Annotated in this window: 17 protein-coding genes; 13 read left to right on the forward strand and 4 right to left on the reverse strand. The window is 65.3% G+C overall.

Annotated elements, in window-relative coordinates; translation table 11 throughout:
* Positions 1-34: 34 nt before the first annotated feature.
* Complete coding sequence (locus tag D3I60_RS09530; protein WP_262775911.1) at positions 35-3,442, reverse strand: bifunctional proline dehydrogenase/L-glutamate gamma-semialdehyde dehydrogenase; 3,408 nt, start codon at positions 3,440-3,442, stop codon at positions 35-37.
* 154 nt (positions 3,443-3,596) lie between these two features.
* On the opposite strand from D3I60_RS09530, the gene D3I60_RS09535 reads away from it, so the two are divergent.
* From D3I60_RS09535 to D3I60_RS09565, 7 genes are all read left to right on the forward strand, one after another.
* Positions 3,597-5,138 carry an FCD domain-containing protein gene (locus tag D3I60_RS09535; RefSeq protein WP_262775913.1) on the forward strand — a complete coding sequence of 514 codons (1,542 nt, stop codon included), beginning with the start codon at positions 3,597-3,599 and terminating at the stop codon, positions 5,136-5,138.
* 51 nt (positions 5,139-5,189) lie between these two features.
* The gene (udk, locus tag D3I60_RS09540; protein WP_262775915.1) at positions 5,190-5,801 is read left to right on the forward strand and encodes a uridine kinase; all 612 of its coding nucleotides are present in this window, start codon (positions 5,190-5,192) and stop codon (positions 5,799-5,801) included.
* An 86-nt stretch (positions 5,802-5,887) separates the two neighbouring features.
* On the forward strand, positions 5,888-7,501 hold the full coding sequence (locus tag D3I60_RS09545) for an HNH endonuclease (protein WP_262775917.1): 1,614 nt from the start codon (positions 5,888-5,890) through the stop codon (positions 7,499-7,501).
* Positions 7,502-7,633: 132 nt separating this feature from the next.
* A complete protein-coding gene (locus D3I60_RS09550; RefSeq protein ID WP_262775918.1) occupies positions 7,634-8,137 on the forward strand; it encodes a hypothetical protein in 504 nt (167 codons plus the stop codon).
* Between the two features lie 299 nt (positions 8,138-8,436).
* On the forward strand, positions 8,437-8,658 hold the full coding sequence (locus D3I60_RS09555) for a hypothetical protein (protein WP_262775919.1): 222 nt from the start codon (positions 8,437-8,439) through the stop codon (positions 8,656-8,658).
* Between the two features lie 8 nt (positions 8,659-8,666).
* Positions 8,667-8,819 (forward strand): hypothetical protein, encoded by a 153-nt coding sequence (locus D3I60_RS09560; protein WP_262775921.1) that lies wholly within the window; start codon positions 8,667-8,669, stop codon positions 8,817-8,819.
* Positions 8,820-9,134 carry a hypothetical protein gene (locus D3I60_RS09565; protein WP_262775923.1) on the forward strand — a complete coding sequence of 105 codons (315 nt, stop codon included), beginning with the start codon at positions 8,820-8,822 and terminating at the stop codon, positions 9,132-9,134.
* 19 nt (positions 9,135-9,153) lie between these two features.
* Here the strand turns inward: D3I60_RS09565 and D3I60_RS09570 are convergent, their stop codons facing one another.
* Both D3I60_RS09570 and D3I60_RS09575 read right to left on the reverse strand, forming a co-directional pair.
* Positions 9,154-11,088 carry an FAD-binding monooxygenase gene (locus D3I60_RS09570; protein WP_262775925.1) on the reverse strand — a complete coding sequence of 645 codons (1,935 nt, stop codon included), beginning with the start codon at positions 11,086-11,088 and terminating at the stop codon, positions 9,154-9,156.
* Positions 11,089-11,133: 45 nt separating this feature from the next.
* Positions 11,134-12,537 carry an MFS transporter gene (locus D3I60_RS09575; RefSeq protein WP_262775927.1) on the reverse strand — a complete coding sequence of 468 codons (1,404 nt, stop codon included), beginning with the start codon at positions 12,535-12,537 and terminating at the stop codon, positions 11,134-11,136.
* A gap of 118 nt (positions 12,538-12,655) precedes the next feature.
* Between D3I60_RS09575 and D3I60_RS09580 the strand changes: the two genes are divergently transcribed.
* From D3I60_RS09580 to D3I60_RS09605, 6 genes are read left to right on the forward strand one after another with little or no spacing between them, the layout of a single operon-like run.
* Positions 12,656-14,146 (forward strand): fumarylacetoacetate hydrolase family protein, encoded by a 1,491-nt coding sequence (locus D3I60_RS09580; protein WP_262775929.1) that lies wholly within the window; start codon positions 12,656-12,658, stop codon positions 14,144-14,146.
* Positions 14,143-14,865, forward strand: a complete 723-nt coding sequence (locus D3I60_RS09585; RefSeq protein WP_262775931.1) for a GntR family transcriptional regulator — start codon at positions 14,143-14,145, stop codon at positions 14,863-14,865. The genes D3I60_RS09580 and D3I60_RS09585 overlap by 4 nt, the downstream gene beginning before the upstream one ends.
* The gene (hpaE, locus tag D3I60_RS09590) at positions 14,862-16,367 is read left to right on the forward strand and encodes a 5-carboxymethyl-2-hydroxymuconate semialdehyde dehydrogenase (protein WP_262775933.1); all 1,506 of its coding nucleotides are present in this window, start codon (positions 14,862-14,864) and stop codon (positions 16,365-16,367) included. Before D3I60_RS09585 ends, hpaE begins: the two co-directional genes overlap by 4 nt.
* Before the next feature lie 7 nt (positions 16,368-16,374).
* Complete coding sequence (gene hpaD / locus D3I60_RS09595; RefSeq protein WP_262775935.1) at positions 16,375-17,511, forward strand: 3,4-dihydroxyphenylacetate 2,3-dioxygenase; 1,137 nt, start codon at positions 16,375-16,377, stop codon at positions 17,509-17,511.
* A gap of 11 nt (positions 17,512-17,522) precedes the next feature.
* Complete coding sequence (locus tag D3I60_RS09600; protein ID WP_039207929.1) at positions 17,523-18,308, forward strand: fumarylacetoacetate hydrolase family protein; 786 nt, start codon at positions 17,523-17,525, stop codon at positions 18,306-18,308.
* Entirely contained in the window at positions 18,293-19,081 is a 789-nt protein-coding gene (locus D3I60_RS09605) for an HpcH/HpaI aldolase family protein (RefSeq protein WP_262775938.1), read from the forward strand. Before D3I60_RS09600 ends, D3I60_RS09605 begins: the two co-directional genes overlap by 16 nt.
* A 19-nt stretch (positions 19,082-19,100) precedes the next feature.
* On the opposite strand, the gene D3I60_RS09610 is transcribed toward D3I60_RS09605, so the two are convergent.
* Positions 19,101-19,580, reverse strand: coding sequence for a DUF6194 family protein (locus tag D3I60_RS09610; RefSeq protein ID WP_262775939.1), 480 nt, complete (start codon positions 19,578-19,580; stop codon positions 19,101-19,103).
* Positions 19,581-19,594 lie beyond the last annotated feature (14 nt).

Consider the following 19,594-nt stretch of genomic DNA (forward strand, 5'->3'; position numbering starts at 1 on the left):
CGCGCGAGGTTGCTGAGCCGCCGTCAGGTAGTAATTAGGAGGTGAGGGTGGCGGCGAGCTCGTGGAAGTCGCGGCTCGGGTTGCCGAAGCGGTGCAGAGTCATCGACACCGCCTGCTCCTGCACGTAATACCGCAGCTCCACCCGCCCCGAGGTGGTCACCGGCTCATCGATGATCGCAACCTCCGGGCGAGGCGCGGCCGCGGCCAGCAGTTCGTCCTCGAACCGACCGAGGACGCGGATGCGGGCACCCACCGTGTCGTCGTAGCGACCCTGTCCGACCATCTCGGCGAACTGATCCGCCGACTCCGTGCGGGCGGGGACACCGGCGTTCGTGACGGCGATCTTCACCTCGGCGGGCACATCCTCGGCGACGGACAGCTGCACCGTCGACCCCACCGTGGTGGCGGCGTGGAGCGAGCGTTCAAGATCGAACAGGCTTGCCTCGGCGGTGACGCGCAAGGTGACCGGCCGAGGACGGTAGCGGAAGATGTTCGCCTCCGCGCGCAGTCCCGTGTGGTCCTTCGCCGCACCGAATTCGGCCTCGAACCAGCGCTTGTCATCGGCCTTGGCCGCCTCGAGGTCCTGGCTGCCGTCATCGGCGAAGTGGCCGAAGAGCATGAGATAGTTCGGACCTCCGGCCTTCGAACCCAGGCCGACCGAGGACTGCTTCCAGCCGCCGAACGACTGCCGACGCACGATCGCACCGGTGATTCCGCGGTTGACGTAGGCATTGCCGACCTCGACGCGGTCGAGCCAGGTGGCGACCTCCTCGGGGTCGAGGGAATGGATGCCGCCGGTGAGGCCGAAGTCCACGGCGTTCTGGAACTCGATGGCCTCATCGAGGTCCTTCGCATGCATGAGACCGAGCACCGGACCGAAGACCTCGGTGAGGTGGAAGAAGGAACCGGGCTTGACCCCGTCCTTGATTCCCGGGCTCCACAGCCGCCCCGAATCGTCGAGCTGCTTGGGCTCGAGCAGCCAGGATTCGCCGGGTTCGAGCGTCGTCAGTGCACGACGCAGCTTGTCCGAGGGATCCTCTGTCAGCGGGCCCATGGTCGATGCGAGATTCGACGGCCAATCGACGACCATCGACGAGGCGGCATCGATGAGCTGGCGACGGTAGCGCTCGGAATCGTAGGTCGAACCGACCATGATGCCCAACGAGGCGGCCGAGCACTTCTGTCCGGCATGTCCGAAGGCCGAGTACACGAGGTCGGCCATGGCAAGGTCTCGGTCCGCCGCAGGGGTGATGACCAAGGCGTTCTTGCCCGAGGTCTCCGCATTGACGTGGAGTTCGGGTCGGAAGGACTTGAACATCGCCGCGGTCTCCGACGCACCGGTGAGAATGACTCGGTCGACATCGGGATGCGAAACGAGGTGCTGGCCGAGTTCCCGCTCGACCGGAGCGCACAGCTGCAGCACGTCCTTGGGTACGCCGGCCTGCCACAGGCAGTCGATGATGAGCGCCGAACAGTGCGGGGTCGGCTTCGAGGGTTTGTGGATGACAGCGGATCCCGCCGCCAGCGCAGCTACGGTGCCGCCGGTGGGAATGGCCACGGGGAAGTTCCACGGGGGAGTGATGACGACCATCTCATCGGGAGTGAAGGTCGCACCGTCGAGGCTCTCGAGCTCGAGCGAGTTCAGCGCGTAGTAGCGGATGAAGTCGATGGCCTCGGACACCTCGGGATCGGACTGCGACGGCATCTTGCCGACCTCGGCGGCCTCGACGGCGATGAACTCGCCGCGACGGGCAGCGAAGATGTCCGCGGCCCGGTGGAGGATCTCGGCGCGACCGGCGGCGCCGAGGGCCCGCCAGCCGGCAGCCGCGGCGCGACCGCGGGCGATCATCTCATCGAGTTCGTCCGCGGATTCGACCTTGGGTGCGTTCGGACGATCGTCGAGGTAGCCGGGGGCGGTCGCCTCGGCGATGATGCCGCGCACCCACTCCTGGTTGGCCGGAAGGGACGGGTCGGTGTCGGGCTCATTGAAGAACTGGGTCGGCACCACGGTCTCGCCGAGTGTTTCGGTCGACCGGTTCTGGTGGCGGTTCGGGGCCGGCGCGGTCTCGCCCTCGGCGTCGAGGATCGATTCGAGCTGGTTGACCGACGCGGTGAACCGGTCGGCTTCGCGCTTGAACACGTCGTTGCCGTTGGCGAGGTCGAAGATGCCTGACATGAAGTTCTCGGACGCAGAGTTCTCTTCAAGCCTGCGCACGAGGTAGGAGATCGCGACGTCGAACTCCTTCGGATGAACGGCCGGAACATAGAGAAGAAGGTCTCCGACGTCCTCGGTCACGGCGGCGGCCTGCTCGCTGGCCATGCCCTGGAGCATCTCGAACTCGACGCGGTCGGTCACGGAGCGTTCGACGGAGAGATGGTGGGCGAAGGCGATGTCGAAGAGGTTGTGCCCGGCCACGCCAATGCGCAGCCCCTTCATCCGCTCCGGGGTGAACAGCCAATGCAGGACCCGCTTGTAGTTCGCATCCGTGGACTGCTTCGAATCGCACGTCGTTGCTGGCCAGCCCGCGATCTCGGCGTGCACGGTCTCCATCGCCAGGTTGGCTCCCTTGACGAGGCGGACCTTGATCCCGACTCCTCCGTTCTCGACACGGCGAGAAGCGAATTCGCTCAGCCGCTGCACCGCACCGAGCGCATCGGGCTGGTAGGCCTGGATGACGATTCCGGCCTCGAGATCCTTGAACTCCGGTTCGGAGAGCAGACGAATGAACACCGCGATCGTCAGCTCGAGGTCCTGGTACTCCTCCATGTCGAGGTTGACGAACTTCGCTCCGGTCGGGGCCTTCGCGGCCTGCTGGTAGAGCGGACGGAGGCGGTCGACGACATAATCGACGGTCTCGTCGAAGGCCCACATCGAGATCTGCGAGGCCACGGAGGAGACCTTCACCGACACGTAGTCGACATCGTCGCGGGCGAGCAGCCGGTGGGTCTGCTCCAGGTGGTTGTCGGCTTCGCCGTCACCGAGCACGGCCTCGCCGAGGAGGTTGATGTTAAGCCGGTGACCATCGGCGGTGAGGGCGGCGACGGTCTTGCCGAACTGCTTGTCCCGGGCGTCGACGACCATGTGGCCGACCATCTGACGCAGGCGAGTGCGGGCGGCGGGCACGACGACCTGCGGGGCGATCTTGGCCAGTGCGGCACCGGCCTTGATCTGCGCACGATCGAGGTACGACATGGTCTCAGGTGCCAGCTTGCCGACCTCGGCCAAGGCGTCGGCGGCGGCGTGGACATCATCGGTGCGCACGACCCGATCGACGAACCCGACGGTGAAGTCGAGGCCGTTGTCGTCGGAGAGGACGGCGGAGAGTCGTTCGGCCGCGGGGTTCTTCGCCGTTGTCATCGACGTCGACACTCGCAGCCACCGGCGGACGGTGTCGATCGACTGGGCAGTGAGCGTGGCGAGGTCGGTTTCGGTGTGCAGCAACTGTGCTCCTTCGGTGCTCGGATTCGGTGCTCTCACGCGTCGGCGCTGACCGTGGAACCTGGGTGTGAGATCAGTATGCGCCGCCGAAATCCGGGGGTGAAGAGGTGGAGCCGACCGCTGGGAACGTTTGAGTCAGAAGTCATAAGATAGAGGGATGTATTCCGCTGAGTTCCGCCGAGACGCCGTGGCGCTCCTGGCGACGTCGACCCTCGCCGAGGCTGCCGCGCGCACGGGAGCATCATCGTCGACCCTGCGTCGTTGGGCGAGCCGATCCGACCTCGCGGATCGTCCCCGCAGCGGCCGCCCGCCGATTCAGGAGACCGCCGATCGGGTCGTCGAAGCCCTCGTCGCGACCGCGGGGGCCAGGATCTCCGGACGGGACTATTCGACCCGTGCCCTGGCCGAGGCGACGGGGTTGAGCCAGAGCATCGTCTCCCGTTCCGTGCGGGCACTGACGATCCCCGTCGCCGAGGTGGCCGGCGGCTCTGAGCTCATCCTCGCTGCCAGTGGGTTTCCCCTCGTCATCGTCGGTATTCGCAGAAATGATGCAGGTGGGGAAGGCCCTCGCGGAGAGTCCGCGACGATTGTGCCGCCTCGGCGGATCCAGCGGCGCATCGCGGGAATCACCGCGGCCCTGCGCACCGCGGGCGTCGGGCGGTGGGCGCAGCGCTTCGACAGCGAGCATCGGCAGGTGCCCACCGCCGAACTGCTCGCCCGGCTCGACGGTGATGGTGACTTCCTCGTCTTCGACCCCCTCGGCGAGGTTCCTGACGATCTCTCCGACGGGGCGGGAACCCGGGTGAGGGCGTGCGCGGATTTCGATGATTTCGTCAGCGCACTCAAGAGCCGCCTCGGCGAGTGTCAGGACATCCCCGGGGCCCTGCTCGATCTGCTCGCCGACCGCGTCCGGAACGGACTCGAAGGTGTGCTGTGGTTGGAATCGGCCCCGTACGAGCCTCAGAGAAGTTCCATTACTTCTGACTCAATGGAGATATCGTCGTGGCTGCCGAAGGAGACCCGATCGATCACCGAGCATCTGGCGATCGCTTTGCGCGAGGAGATCATCGACTCCGGCTACGAACCCGGAGACCGGATCAATCCGCGCCTGCTCTCCCGCCGAATGCAGGTGCCCAGGGCGTCGGTCGATGCGGCGCTGCGAAGGATGGTCGATGACAAACTGCTCGACGGATCCCGTGGCGGCGCGCGGATTCCTTTGATCACGACCGTCGACGTGCTCGACCTCTACGCCGCGCGCATGGCCATCGGGGAGGTGGTGCTCAGGTCCCTGGCCCTGCGTCCTCAGCGCTACCTCGTGCCGGTGCAGCTGGCCCTGCGACAGGTCGAAGCCTCGGCGCCGACGCGCAGCGGAATCGATGTCGAGGACGCCGACCTCCACTTCCAACAGGAGCTGGCCCGTGCTTCGGGCCTGCGGGAATCGGCCCGCGCCTTCGAAGCCCTGACTCTGCGGCTGCGCCTGTTCATCTCCATCTTGCAGCTCGACTATTCTCCGGCCAGCGACCGAATCGTCAGTGACGATCGGGCCATGTTCCGTGCGCTCAGCAGGGCGGATGCGAAGACGGCGATCGAGGTCTGGCGCGGCAAGGTCGACAACGCGGTGAGACATATGGCCGGTCTGCTGGGCAGGCGGCGCTTCGACCAGGAGCTGTGGACCCAACTGACCCGCAGCCTCGGTTGAGTGCGGAAGCCGGGACCCGCCTCGGCGGTGGTCGTGGTCTATATTTGTGCCGTGGAGACTTTGGTTGTGGGCGTGGCCGGCGGAACCGGCAGCGGAAAGACGACGCTGACTCAGGCGCTGTTGGACAAGTGCGAAGGACCGCCGTCCGTGCTCTTCCACGACAACTACTACAAACGGCGCGACGAACTCACCTACGAGGAGCGCGAGAAGGTCAACTACGACGATCTCGACGCCTTCGACAATGACCTCTTCGTCGACCATCTGACCGCGCTGCGGAACTCCGAAGCGGTCGACAGCCCCGTCTACGACTTCTCGATCCACAACCGCAGCGACGAGACGACGCGCGTCGAACCCGCGCCGGTCATCATCGTCGAAGGCATCCTCATCTTCGCCGAACCGCGCATCTGCCGCCTGCTCGACATCAAGCTCTTCGTCGACACCGACGCCGATGTGCGCCTGCTGCGCCGGATCAAACGCGATGTCGTCGACCGCGGGCGGACGCTGCAGTCGGTGGAGGATCAGTACTTGGGCACGGTCAAGCCGATGCACGAACTCTACGTCGAGCCGTCGAAGCGCAATGCCGACCTCATCATCCCCGACGGCGGCCACAACATCGTCGCCATGGACATGATCCTCAACCGCATCCAGCGCGGAGTCGCCTGAGTCGGAAATAGGGTCTGACCTGGCTGTATTGGGTCTTTCGGGGCCGTTCGCGAAGTCGTGTCAGTGCCGGCGGGTACCGTTTTCATATGGACGTCGACTCCGCACGGGAACCAGCGCCGGTTCTTTATCCGCTGACCGAGATCGCTCGGTTCGGTGAGCTCCTGCGCGGTCTCGACCCAGGCGGCACCGAGGCGGAGACTCTCGAGCGGATCACTGCGCTCGAAGAGCTCAAGTCTGCCGTCGTCGCCGCACAGTCGCGGGAGGCAGTGGCGTTCGAAGCGCTGCGCATCGAGCGGGACCGGCTCAACCGGGTGCCCGCGCTCGACTGCGGAAAACGTGCCGGAGACGAGGTCGGGCTGGCGAAAAAGGTCTCGCCCGGATCGGGGCGGAAGTTCCTCAGCACCGCCCGCTCGATCGTCATCGGCATGCCCAATACCTTCAAAGCCCTGTCCAAGGGGGAGATCTCCGAGGACAAGGCGCGCATCATGGTCGATGAGACCGCGGTCCTCGCCGGCGCCGATCGGCGCAAGGTGGACACGCGGATGAAGCGCAGTCTGGGACCGACCGGGCTGCGCAGCCTGCGGGCCGAAGTGCGTGCGCTCAGCGCGGAGATGGACGCCGAGGCGGCCGCGAAGCGGGCAGCGAAAGCTGAGTCCAATCGTCGTGTGAATCTGACCGTGATCGATGACGGAATGGCGAGGATCTCTGCAATCCTGCCGTTGACTCAGGCCGTCGCCGCCTATGAAAGTCTCCGGGCCGGCACCGAGTCGATCACTGCCGCCGGTGACGCAGGCGGGCGGAATCGCCGGCAGGTGCTCGCCGACACCTTCGTCGAACGATTGAGCGGCCAAACGAGTGCGACGGCGGTGCCTGCGGAGATCCATGTGCTCGTCGAGGCCGAATCCCTGCTCTCGGACGGGCTCGTACCAGCCTGGATGCCCGGGTTCGGACCGCTGCCGGCGCAGACGGCACGGAAGTTCATCGCCGCAAACGAAGCAAAGATGTTCATCAGCCGGATCTTCACTCGTCCCGACGACGGGCAGTTGGTGGGGATGGATGCGAAGAGTCGGGAGTTCACCGGCCGACTGCGGCAGATGATCACCTTCCGCGACGATGTGTGCCGGACACCGTGGTGCGACGCCCCGATCCGGCATGCAGATCATGCCCTTCCTGTTGCCGCTGGCGGAGCCACCACCTGGGAGAACGGTTCCGGACTGTGTGCCTCCTGCAATTACGCGAAGGAGCATCCCGGGTGGAAGCATGAGGCCACAGCGGACGGGCTGCGCGTCACCACGCCGAGCGGACGATCCTACGAGGTGACCACGCCCGCGGTGGTCCGCCGCATGCGGTTCCCGCGTCCCGAAGCGGTGTCCGAATCGGGTGGTTCGCCACCGGGGCCGGATTGGCGGCAGACCTTCTCCCGTTTCCTCGAACCGGATAGGGATAAGGCCAGGAGAGTCGGCGAAGAGGCTGGCACAGACGAACCGCAAGAGGCGGCTCAGCCGGACCAGCCGGTCGAATATCAGACGATCGAACCGAAGTGCGTGCTGCCCGAGCAGCTGCCACCGCGCTATTGCACTCGTGCCGAGAAGATCGCCGGTTGGCGCAGCCGCAATGCGCACCGGCGACCGAGTGCACAGGACTGCAAAGGCAGCCCGGTCGAAAGTCACTTGGTTCGGATGGTGTTCGGTCCCGACTGAGCCGCGTGTCGGATCTGGAACATCGCGGGAACACCTGTCACACGGACAGTTCAGAGAATCGTAGTTATGGACACGGCGGGTAAGAGCAGAAGCACACGACTGACGACTGCGCGGGGGCGAAGTCTCAACCTCGTGGCACGTGTGCTCCCATTAGGGGCGGTCGCCTGCTGGGTGATCACGATCTTCGTGCCGGTCCTCGACAGCGGAGGCCCCGTACCGATGCAGATCCGCGTGACGTCTCTCGGTTTCTCGCCGATCGATATGAATGACCTCGACGAGGTCTACCTCGTGCTCTGGATCGTCATCCTCACCGGTGCGTCCACCGCTTGGCTGCTGTCCGCGTCGAAGTGGTGGTCGATCGCGGCCATCGTTCTGGGCACGGCGCTGGGACTGCGACTCCTGCAGATGGTTGCCGATCCGCCGATCATAATGTGGGACGGGCAGACGGCCGACGGTATGCCAACAGGAGGCATGGAAGTCGCCTACACGGCGGCAGGGTTCGGCCTCTGGGTACTCGGCAGCCTGCTGTTCTTCGCCGCCGGCATCTGCGGTCTGGTCGCAGCCTCCCAACAGGACCACCACCGTCGTGAACGGATCAAACGCTGCATGTCGAAGCGCCATGGTCCCGCCACGTGAGGCTCGACTCAGCCGACTGCTTCTGCGATTCGTGCAAGCGCTGTCTCTGTCAGCTCTCTGCCTGTGTATCGTCATGCTGTGGGTTCCGGTGGTTGCCAGACACGTCCGAAGTGCCGCAGCCGCCGCGAATCATCGTCACTGCTCTCGGCGGACCGCCGTTCGACTTCGAGGCGGCTCGGGGCTCGATGGTCTTGGTCGCCGTCGGCGTAGTCGTATGTGCGGCTGTTTCGCTCCTGCTCACCGTCAGGTCTCGGCCTGATTCGCACCCGTGGCCGGACGTCGTCCGGCGCATTTGGTCGGTGGGAACTCTCTTTCTGAGCGTCTGCGTCTTCCTCGTATTGGCCGACTTGTCGGCGAATCTGCCGACGATCACGTGGGACGCCGTCGATGATCGCGGACGCCCGGTCTTCGGGATGGTCGTCGCCGAACCGGCGCTGGGTGCAGGGCTTTGGACCATCTGCGGCCTCCTCGGCGACGTCAGGCGGAGGAGGGCAACACCCGCTCACTACGAGAACGCCTGAAACACACCGTGGCCCCGAGGGAACCGAACACATCGCTGGGCGCAGCGGCTGCCGTGGGTCGCGCTCGCCTGCTGGGTGCTGATGATCGACTGACGGTGACGTCGCTCGGACGGGTACCCTTCGATCTCGCCGACCTCACCCCGGGAGTCATCCTGCCCTGAGTGGTCGTTCTCGCCTGTGCAGCGACCGTGGAACGGTTCGACACCTTTGCCCACTGGCCTCTTCTGCTGGTGGCAGTCGGAGCCGGCCTCTTCATCCTCGTCTCCACCCTCCTCAATCCACCGGCGCTGATGTGGGACGGACAGCTGCCTGACGGAACACCGACCGGAGGAATGGAAGTCGGTCGCCCGTCAATCGGCTTCGGGCTGTGGCTCATCGGCGCCGCAGCCCTCGTCGGAGCTGGGATCTGCGGACTCCTCACGCAGACCCAAAGCGACCGGCCAGCAGTCCAGGGACCACCGGCCGGAGGCGTTTGAGAACAGAATCGTTCCGAAATCACTTTACGGGTTCGAAGACTCCCGCGAAATAGTCGCCGATCTCGGCATGTGCGTCCAAGGGGAAGATGCCGGAGACGTACTGGTCGGGACGGACCACGACGACGGCACCATCGCGACTGATCTCGCGGGCCTCGAAGATGTCCTCGTCGGGCAGGGTCGCGTAGATCTTCTCCACGTATTCGAGGTCAAAGGCACCGATATTCGGACGGAACACCTTCGGCACATCGGGGAACGCGAACTCCTTGTGCTCCTGCTGGTAGATGACGCTGAACTCGACGAGCGCATCGAGGTCCTCGCCCTCCCTGCGGTAAGCGACCAGGGGAGAGGCCGGATCCGATTCGAGCCACGCAGCCAGAGCCGCTACCTTCGACTCGCCGCTCGAGTTGCCAGCAGAACCGTCGACGACCGGAGCAACCCGATCAGCGAAGACATAGACCCTCCAGCGACCGTCGGCGCGGGCCTCGTGTCCGAGATGGATGAAGTTCGCATCGCAGCTGCGCTTGACCCGAGCCGACTTGAACCGCTTGCCGATTGGGAATCCGGCCGCGAGATCCTGATGAGTCGTCGGCGTCGTGATCATCGACTCCGTGTACTCGGTCATGAACCCTGCAGGGAACTCCGCGGTCTTGACGTAGAAGTCCTCGAGATAGGTCTTGTCCGGCAGCTCCTCCTGCGGAGTCGCCATGAGCGTCGACCATTCCTTGTCGAACTCGATGAGGTTCTTCGCCGCCACCTGACGTTCGGCCGAGTAGGTGCGCAGCAGTTCTGTCGACGACCTTCCGGAGATGACCTGGCCGAGCTTCCACGCGATGTTGAAGCCGTCCTGCATTGACACGTTCATTCCCTGACCGGCTTTCGCCGAGTGAGTGTGGCAGGCATCGCCGGTGATGAACACGCGCGGACACTGAGAATCGGGCGCGGTCTCGTCGGTGTCGTCGAAGGCATCAGTGAGCCGGTGCCCGACCTCGTAGACCGAATGCCAGGCCACGTTCTTCACATCGATGCTGTAGGGCGAGACGATCGCATTCGCCCGCCGGATGATCTCGTCGATGCTCGTCGACCGCACCTTGCGCGCATCATCCTCGGGCACTTCGCCGAGATCGACGTACATCCGGAACAGATGCCCGCCTTCGCGGGGGATGTGGAGGATGTTTCCGTGCTTCGACGAGATCGCGCACTTGGTGCGGATATCGGGGAAATCGGAATTCGCGAGCACATCCATCACGCCCCAGGCGTGATTGGCCTGGTCACCGGACATCGTCCGTCCGATCGACGATCGGACTTTCGACCGGGCACCGTCGCAGCCGACGACGTAGCCGGCGCGGATGGTGCGTTCCTCCCCGGCGCGCTCGCCGGCCGTGTAACGGACGGTGACCGATACCGGACGGTCCTTCGCCGAGGAGGTCGCGGCGCTCTGGTCGACCGTGAGGTCGACGAATTCGATTCCATAGTCGGGCGTGATCTTGCCGGGGGACTGGGCGGCGAACTGGGCGAAGTAGTCGAGCACGCGTGCCTGGTTGACGATGAGGTGCGGGAATTCGCTGATGCCGTGTTCGTCATCCTTGGGCCGACCGGTGCGGATGATGTTCTCGGGGTTCTCCGGATCCGGATTCCAGAACGCCATCTCGGTGATGTGATAGCCCTCGCGCATGATCTCCTCCGCGAACCCGAACGCCTGGAAGGTCTCGACAGAACGGGCCTGGATGCCGTCGGCCTGACCGATGACCAGCCGCGAATCGCGCTTCTCGATCATCCGAGTGTTCACGTGCGGGTACTGCGACAGCTGTGCCGCCGCGATCATCCCCGCAGGGCCGCTGCCGACGATGAGGACATCGACCTCATCGGGCAGATCCTCTGCGCGCTCGATCCCGTAGCCAGCGGCTTCCTCGATCCGCGGGTCCGCGGACACATAGCCGTTCTGATGGAAATGCATGTCAACCTCCGGTTCGTGACACGTCGTCGTGATGTTTGAATGCTATCAGTTCATATACGATCTGGTGTCAGCGGGGTGGTGCCGATCACCGTCATCGCTGGTCAGCTGCGGCGACCCGATTCCGACGATCGGGCTCACTGACTGCTCGTCCTCGTGGTCTGGACCGAGCGGAATGCCGGTGCGATCACGCAGCAGCAGAGTCGCGGCGAGGGCGAGCACGGCGACGACGCCCAGGTACACCGCCACCGAGGCGGTCGTTCCCGTCCATGACACGAGCCCCTTCGCGATCGTCGGAGCAAAGGCGCCGCCGAGGATCGACCCGATCGCATAGGACACCGAGACCCCGGAGAAGCGGACGCTGGAGGGGAACAGCTCGGCGTACATCGCCGGCTGCTGACCGTAGGTGAAGCCAAGGCCGACCGTGAGGACGACGAGACCGAGCAGGAGCATGCCCACCGAACCGGTGTTGACCAGCGGGAACAGGGAGAAGATGCCCGCGATCAGGAGGATCCAGCCGAGGATGTAGGTGTTCCGGCGTCCGATCCTGTCCGAAACGGCTCCCGCGATGATCGTGAAGACCAGCCAGGACACCGCCGATGCGGCGACGGCCCAGAGCACGGGACCGCGTTCGAGGCCGATGGGTCCGGTCGGATCCGTGGCGTAGTTCTGGATGTATCCGCCGGTGGTCATGTATCCGGCGGCGTTGTTGCCCATGAACACGAGTGAGGCGAGGATGACAAGCAGCCAATGGCTCTTGATGAGCTTGCCCAGCGGGTTCGTGACCTGTTCCCTGCGCTCGGCGATCTCGTGGAAGACGGGGGATTCCTCGACTCCGCGGCGGATCCAGTAGCCGACGAAGACGAGCACGATGGAGAGGAAGAACGGCACCCGCCAGCCCCATTCGAGGAAGGCATCTCCCGGGGCGATCGAGGTCATCAGGGCGAGCACGCCCGAGGACAGCAGAAGGCCGATGGATACCCCGATCTGAGGGAACGAACCGCGCAGTCCGCGGGTCTTCTCATCAGCGTGTTCGACGGCGAGCAGAACGGCTCCGCCCCATTCTCCGCCGGCCGAGATTCCCTGGACGATGCGCAGCGCGATGAGCAGGATCGGAGCCAGGACGCCCGCGGTTTCGAAGGTCGGCAGGAAGCCGATGAGCGCGGTCGCGGCACCCATGGCGATGAGGGTGATGATGAGGACCACCCGGCGGCCGAGCTTGTCACCGAAATGTCCGGCGAGGAATGCGCCCAAAGGGCGGAAGAGGAAGCTGATCCCGACCGTCGCGAAGGCGACCATGGTCGAGAGCGTCGATCCGAGCGGGCCGAAGAAGAGCTCGTTGAAGATCAGCCCCGAGGCCGCCGCGTAGAGGAAATAGTCGTACCACTCGATGCTCGTGCCGACGATCGTCGCGAACGCCACCCGGGTCTGAGTGTGCTTCAGTGCTGCCATGACTCCTGTGTCCTGTCGTGCGTCCCGACCACATTCTCTGTGGTCTGGATTACTTGTTCTCGGGAACCGTATCATATACGATCTGTGGTGAAGCCAATCGAAATGAGGTGTGAGATCGATGTCGACTCCAGCAGGTGTTCCGACCCGTCCGGGCAAGATCATTGCCGTTCATGTGGCCTACGAGTCCCGTGCGGCACAACGAGGAAAGCGCCCCGCCCAGCCGTCGTACTTCCTCAAAGCGGCCAGCTCCGTCGCCGCCACCGGCCAGACCATCGAACGCCCAGCAGGCACCTCGCTGCTCGCCTTCGAAGGTGAGGTCGCCATCGTCATCGGCGCCCCCGCCCGCAACGTCACCGAGGCCGATGCCTGGTCGTATGTGTCAGGCGTGACCGCGTCGAACGACTTCGGCCTCTACGACCTGAAGAGCCCGGACAAGGGATCGAACGTGCGCTCGAAGAGCCGTGACGGATACACCCCGCTGGGCCCCGAACTCATCCCCGCCGCCGAGGCGGCCCCCGACTCCCTGCGCCTGCGCACCTGGGTCAACGGCGAGGTCGTCCAGGACGACGGCACGCGCGCCGATCAGCTTATCTTCACCCTCCCGCGCATCGTCGCGGACCTCAGCCGGCACCTCACCCTCGAGCCCGGCGACGTCATCCTCACCGGCACCCCTGCCGGATCCTCCGTTGTCGCCCCCGGCGACACGGTCGAGGTCGAGGTCACGGCTGCCTCGGCGAACGGCGAAGAACTGAGCTCAGGACGACTGACCACCACCGTCGTCGAAGGATCCGGAGATTTCGACGAGAACCTCGGCAGCCTGCCCGCAGTGAACGAAGCACTCGCCGTCGACGCCTGGGGCTCACGCGAAGCCGCCGGACTCGCCCCGGAGGGCGATGCTGATGGCACTGCCGCGACGACACTCGGCGATGACCTCATCGCCAAACTCACCGAGGCCCCGACGGCGGGCCTGTCGGCTCAGCTGCGGTCGCGCGGACTCAACAATGTCGTCATCGAAGGCGTAGCCCCGCTGAAGCCGGGCGCGAAGATCGTCGGCACCGCGAAGACGCTGCGCTTCGTGCCCAACCGCGAAGATCTGTTCAAATCCCACGGCGGCGGATTCAACGCTCAGAAGCAGGCCTTCGACTCGATCCGCCCCGGCGAGGTCGTCGTCATCGAGGCCCGCGGCGAATCCGGCTCGGGCACCCTCGGAGACATCCTCGCCCTGCGCGCGAAGTCGCTCGGCGCTGCCGGCGTCGTCACCGACGGGGGAGTCCGCGACTCCGCCGAGGTGGCCGAGATCCTGCCCGTGTTCTCCACCGCGAAGCACCCCGCCGTGCTCGGCCGCAAGCACGTGCCGTGGGAAGCGGATGTGGCCGTGGCCTGCGGAAACGCCACCGTCCTGCCCGGCGATGTCATCGTCGCCGATGACGACGGAGCCATCGTCATCCCGCGTGCCCTCGTCGAAGAAGTCGTCGACGCGGCCCTGGCGAAGGAGATCGAGGACGGCTGGGTGGCCGAACAGGTCGCCGCCGGCAATCCGATCGAAGAGCTCTTCCCGCCCAAGGGCGAATGGAAGGCGAAGTTCGACGAGTGGAAGGCCTCACGGTGAAGACCGAACAGGCAGCGACCGCGGTACCATCCCTGAGCAAGGCCGAGACCGCCTACCGGTGGATCCGCGAACGCGTCGCCGACCAGACCTATCAGCCCGGGCACAAACTCGTGCTCGCGCAGATCGCACTCGAACTCGATACCTCGGTGGTGCCGGTGCGCGAGGCCATCCGCCGGCTGGAAGCCGACGGGCTCGTGACCTTCGAGCGCAATGTCGGGGCCCGCGTGGCCATGGTCGACCAAGGGTCCTACACCCAGTCGATGGAAACGGTCGCGATCCTCGAGGCCGCAGCCGTCGCCCAAGCACAGGGCTACCTCGGCGCCGATGATCTGGATGCCGCGGAGCAGATCAACGATCGGATGCGGGCTCTGCTCGATGACTTCGAGCCGGCCGAATTCACCCGGCTCAACCACGAGTTCCACGAAATGCTCTACCGGCGCTGCCCGAATGAGCGGCTGTGCACCCTCGTCGAACTCGAGTGGGACCGGCTCAACCACCTGCGGGATTCGACGTTCTCCTTCGTCCCCGAACGGGCGCTCGAGTCGGTGGAGGAACACTCTCGAATCGTCGCTCTCATCCGGGCTCGCGCCTCGGCGCAGGAGGTCGAATGGGCCGTGCGCGAGCACCGCTCGGCCACTCTGCACAGCTTCCAGAACTCCCAGGCGACCACAGCCCCAACCACGGATTTGCAGACATATACACGAAAGGACAAGTCATGACACAGTCCACCACCTCGCCGGCCGATTTGCCGGAGAAGATCCGCCACTACATCGGCGGAGAATTCGTCGACTCCATCGACGGAGGCGAATTCGACGTTCTCAACCCTGTGACGAACGAGCCCTACATCAAGGCTGCCTCGGGCAAGAAGGCCGATATCGAAGCCGCCGTCGCAGCGGCGAAGTCGGCCTTTGACGAGGGCCCGTGGCCGCGGATGCTCCCGCGTGAGCGCGCCCGCATCCTCAACAAGATCGCCGATATCGTCGAATCCCGCAAGGACGAACTCGCCGCCATGGAGTCCTTTGACTCCGGACTGCCGATCACCCAGGCCAAGGGCCAGGCGGCGCGCGCGGCGGAGAACTTCCGCTTCTTCGCCGACCTCATCGTCGCCCAGGTCGACGACGCCTTCAAGGTCCCCGGCCGCCAGGCGAACTACGTCAACCGCAAGCCCATCGGCGTGGCCGGACTCATCACCCCGTGGAACACCCCGTTCATGCTCGAGTCCTGGAAGCTGGGGCCGGCGATCGCGACCGGCAACACCGTCGTGCTCAAGCCCGCAGAGTTCACCCCGCTCTCGGCCTCCCTCTGGCCGGGCATCTTCGAAGAGGCCGGACTGCCCACCGGTGTGTTCAACATGGTCAACGGCTTCGGTGAGGAGGGCTTCGCCGGCGATTCGCTCGTCAAGCACCCCGACGTGCCGCTCATCTCCTTCACCGGTGAGTCGAAGACCGGCCAGACGATCTTCGCCAATGCCGCCCCCTGGCTCAAGGGTCTGTCGATGGAGCTCGGCGGAAAGTCCCCGGCCGTAGTCTTCGCCGATGCGGACATCGAGGCAGCAGTCAATGCCACGATCTTCGGTGTCTTCTCCCTCAACGGGGAGCGCTGCACCGCCGGCTCGCGCATCCTCGTCGAGCAGTCGATCTACGACGAATTCGTCGAGCGCTACGCCGCCCAGGCCAAGCGCGTGAAGGTCGGTCTGCCGTCGGATCCCGCCACCGAGGTGGCTGCGCTCGTCCACCCCGAGCACTATGAGAAGGTCATGTCCTACGTCGAGATCGGCAAGTCCGAGGCCCGCCTGGTCGCCGGCGGCAGACGCCCCGAGGGCTTCGAGACCGGAAACTTCGTCCAGCCGACCGTGTTCGCCGATGTGAAGCCCGATGCCCGGATCTTCCAGGAGGAGATCTTCGGACCCGTCGTCGCGATCACCCCGTTCTCCTCCGATGAGGAGGCCCTGGAGCTGGCGAACAATACGAAGTACGGTCTGGCCGCCTATATCTGGACCTCGGATCTCAAGCGCGCCCACAATTTCTCCCAGGCCGTCGAGTCGGGAATGGTGTGGCTGAACTCGAACAACGTCCGCGACCTGCGCACCCCCTTCGGCGGAGTCAAGGCCTCGGGACTCGGCCACGAGGGCGGCTACCGGTCGATCGACTTCTACACGGAACAGCAGTCCGTGCACATCAACCTCGGCGAGGTCCACAACCCCGTCTTCGGAAAGCAGTGAGGCAGCCATGACCAAACGCACTGATATGACCCGGACCTCGGCCGGCTATTTCGTCAGCCAGGAGACGGGCATCGCCACCGACAACCCCATCGCCACTCCGCAGTCGAGCCCACCCGATATCCTCCGCTGCGCCTATATGGAACTCGTCGTCACCGACCTCGCCGCGTCCCGGGAGTTCTACGTCGACGTCCTCGGACTCTATGTCACCGAAGAGGACGAGAACACGCTCTACCTGCGCTCGACGGAGGAGTTCATCCACCACAATCTCGTCCTGCGCAAGGGTGAGGTCGCTGCCGTGGCGGCGTTCTCCTACCGGGTGCGCAGCCCGGAAGAGCTCGACAAGGCAGTGGCCTTCTACACGGAACTCGGCTGCGATGTCCGTCGCAACCCCGACGGGTTCGTCAAGGGCGTGGGCGACTCCGTGCGCGTGGTCGATCCTCTCGGCTTCCCGTACGAGTTCTTCTACCAGTCCGATCACGTCGAACGCATGTCGTGGCGCTACGACCTGCACATCCCCGGCGAACTCGTCCGCCTCGACCACTTCAATCAGGTCACTCCGGATGTGCCGCGCGCGGTGAAGTACATGCAGGACCTCGGCTTCCGCGTCACGGAGGACATCCAGGACGAGGAGGGCACGGTCTACGCCGCATGGATGCGCCGCAAGTCCACCGTCCACGACACGGCGATGACCGGCGGCGACGGACCGCGCATGCACCATGTCTGCTTTGCCACGCATGAGAAGCACAACATCCTCTCCATCTGCGACAAGCTCGGGGCCCTGCGCCGGTCCGACTCGATCGAGCGGGGACCCGGCCGCCATGGTGTCTCGAACGCGTTCTACCTCTACCTGCGTGACCCCGATGGTCACCGCGTCGAGGTGTACACGCAGGACTACTACACCGGCGACCCCGACAACCCGGTCATCACGTGGGACGTCCACGACAATCAGCGCCGCGACTGGTGGGGCAACCCCGTCGTGCCGTCCTGGTACACCGACGCCTCCCTCGTCCTCGATCTCGACGGCAGCCCGCAGCCCGTGCATGCCCGCACGGACGATTCGGAGATGGCCGTGACGATCGGCGCCGACGGGTTCTCCTACACCCGCGCAGATGAGAATGAGGGCAAGCTGGGCAACCAGCTCTGAAAGGAATCCACATGCTCGATGAGGCAACGATCGCGGCCATCGCCGACGATCTCGCTCAGGCGGAGCGGACGCGATCGAAGATCGGTCTGCTCACCGCGAAGTATCCAGACATGACGGTCGAGGACTCCTATGCGGTGCAGAACGAATGGCGCCGTCGCGGTGAAGCCGCCGGCCGTCGGCTCTATGGTCACAAGATCGGGCTGACCTCGAAGCCGATGCAGCAGGCCACCGGCATCACTGAACCCGACTACGGAGCGATCTTCGCTGACCAGGTCTATGACACCGGGTCGGTGATCGACCATTCGCAGTATTCGGGCGTACGCATCGAGGTCGAGCTCGCCTTCGTTCTGCGCGACGAACTGCGCGGACCCGACGTCAGTCTCTTCGACGTCCTCCGGGCCACCGAATACGTCGTCCCCGCACTCGAGGTCCTGTCCTCGCGCATCGAGATGGAGGGCCGCACGATCGTCGATACCATCTCGGACAATGCGGCGCTGGGAGCGATGGTCCTCGGCGGTCGTCCCGTCGCCGTCGACGCCGTCGACCTGCGTCGAGTGAATGCACTACTCTACCGCAATGAGACGATCGAGGACTCCGGAGTCGCCGCCGCCGTCCTCGACCATCCGGCCCGCGGAATCGTATGGTTGGCGAACAAACTCGCAGAACACGGAGATGTGCTGCAGGCCGGAGAGACCGTGCTCGCCGGGTCGTTCACCCGCCCCATGTGGGTGCATCCCGGCGACACCGTCCACGCAGACTACGGAGAGCTGGGAGTCATCACATGCCGTTTCGAATAGAACTACCGCAGACCTTCGCCGACCGTGTGGCCGGCCTCCGCGACGGCGAGTACCTGGCCGGGATGTGGGTGTGCTCGGGTTCGCCCGTGGCCGCCGAGATCGCCGCCGCCTCTGGAATGCAGTGGGTGCTCATCGACGCCGAGCATTCCCCGATCGGACTCGAGACGACGACGAGTCTGCTGCGCGCAATGAACGGCTATCCGGCGATCCCTGTCGTGCGGGTGCCGGTCAATGACACGGTGCTCATCAAGCAGTACCTCGACCTCGGCGCGCAGAATCTGCTCGTGCCGATGGTCGATACGAAATCCGACGCCGAGGCGGCTGTGGCGGCCGTCCATTATCCGCCGAAGGGTGTGCGCGGGGTCGGTTCGGCCCTGGCCAGGGCCTCCCGGTGGAATGCCGTGGACGGGTACCTGGGTCGTGCCGAGGAATTCGTGTCCCTGACCGTGCAGATCGAATCGGCGACTGCGGTGGACAACGCCGCCGAGATCGCCGCGGTCGACGGAATCGACCAGATCTTCGTCGGGCCCTCCGACTTGGCTGCGTCGATGGGGCTGCTCGGACAGCAGACCCATCCGGAGGTCACCGATGCGGTGGCACGGACCTTCGAGGCGGTGAAGGCTGCAGGCAAACCCGTCGGTGTCAACGCGTTCGACCCTGAGCAGGCACGGAAGTACCTGGAAGCCGGAGCGTCCTTCGTCCTCGTCGGAGCCGATGTCGGCCTGATGATGAACGGCGCCCGCGCCTGGGCCGACACCTGGGTTCAGGACTGAGGAGCCCGCCGAGGCGGTCCTACCCTTTCCGGTGAGCTCGCTCCCAGCGGTGCCGGGCATCGTCGTGGGCGGCGATGAGGAGTTCGTCGACCTGCTTCTCTGTGCGTGAGCCCGGACTCACGACCGCTACCCACCCCTGCCTGCGATACAGCGGGCGGGGGTGGACTGCGTCTGTGACGGACTGCTGACCCGGGGTGTCCGCGTTCGCGTCGACGTCGGTGCCGGGCTCGCCGAAGAGTGCGGAGAACCGGGTACGCCCGATGTGGAGATTGAGCCTCCAGCGATCGGGAGCCGAGAGCTCGGAGGCCGTGTCGTCGGGGTAGTCCTTGGTGATGATGGTGGCGAACGGCTGAGTTTTCGCAGGCACTTCTCCGTCAGGAGCGAAATAGAAGAAGTGGTCTCCCCAGGTCAGCTCGGGGTACGGGCCGCCGGCCTCGGGAGCGATGTGGAGCAGTCCGTCGAGAGTGTGGAATCGGTCGATGATCTCGTGCATATTCATGGTTCAAGTGTGCA

It is taken from the genome of Brevibacterium permense, assembly GCF_025506275.1.
Lineage (GTDB): Bacteria > Actinomycetota > Actinomycetes > Actinomycetales > Brevibacteriaceae > Brevibacterium > Brevibacterium permense_A.

Bases quoted from the DNA above. Each gene is read 5' to 3' on its own strand.
- D3I60_RS09535 (WP_262775913.1), top strand. From the start codon at position 3,597: ATGTATTCCGCTGAGTTCCGCCGAGACGCCGTGGCGCTCCTGGCGACG.
- D3I60_RS09605 (WP_262775938.1), top strand. From the start codon at position 18,293: ATGCCGTTTCGAATAGAACTACCGCAGACCTTCGCCGACCGTGTGGCC.
- hpaE (WP_262775933.1), top strand. From the start codon at position 14,862: ATGACACAGTCCACCACCTCGCCGGCCGATTTGCCGGAGAAGATCCGC.
- D3I60_RS09570 (WP_262775925.1), bottom strand. From the start codon at position 11,088: ATGCATTTCCATCAGAACGGCTATGTGTCCGCGGACCCGCGGATCGAG.
- D3I60_RS09600 (WP_039207929.1), top strand. From the start codon at position 17,523: ATGCTCGATGAGGCAACGATCGCGGCCATCGCCGACGATCTCGCTCAG.
- D3I60_RS09545 (WP_262775917.1), top strand. From the start codon at position 5,888: ATGGACGTCGACTCCGCACGGGAACCAGCGCCGGTTCTTTATCCGCTG.
- D3I60_RS09575 (WP_262775927.1), bottom strand. From the start codon at position 12,537: ATGGCAGCACTGAAGCACACTCAGACCCGGGTGGCGTTCGCGACGATC.
- hpaD (WP_262775935.1), top strand. From the start codon at position 16,375: ATGACCAAACGCACTGATATGACCCGGACCTCGGCCGGCTATTTCGTC.
- D3I60_RS09580 (WP_262775929.1), top strand. From the start codon at position 12,656: ATGTCGACTCCAGCAGGTGTTCCGACCCGTCCGGGCAAGATCATTGCC.
- D3I60_RS09610 (WP_262775939.1), bottom strand. From the start codon at position 19,580: ATGAATATGCACGAGATCATCGACCGATTCCACACTCTCGACGGACTG.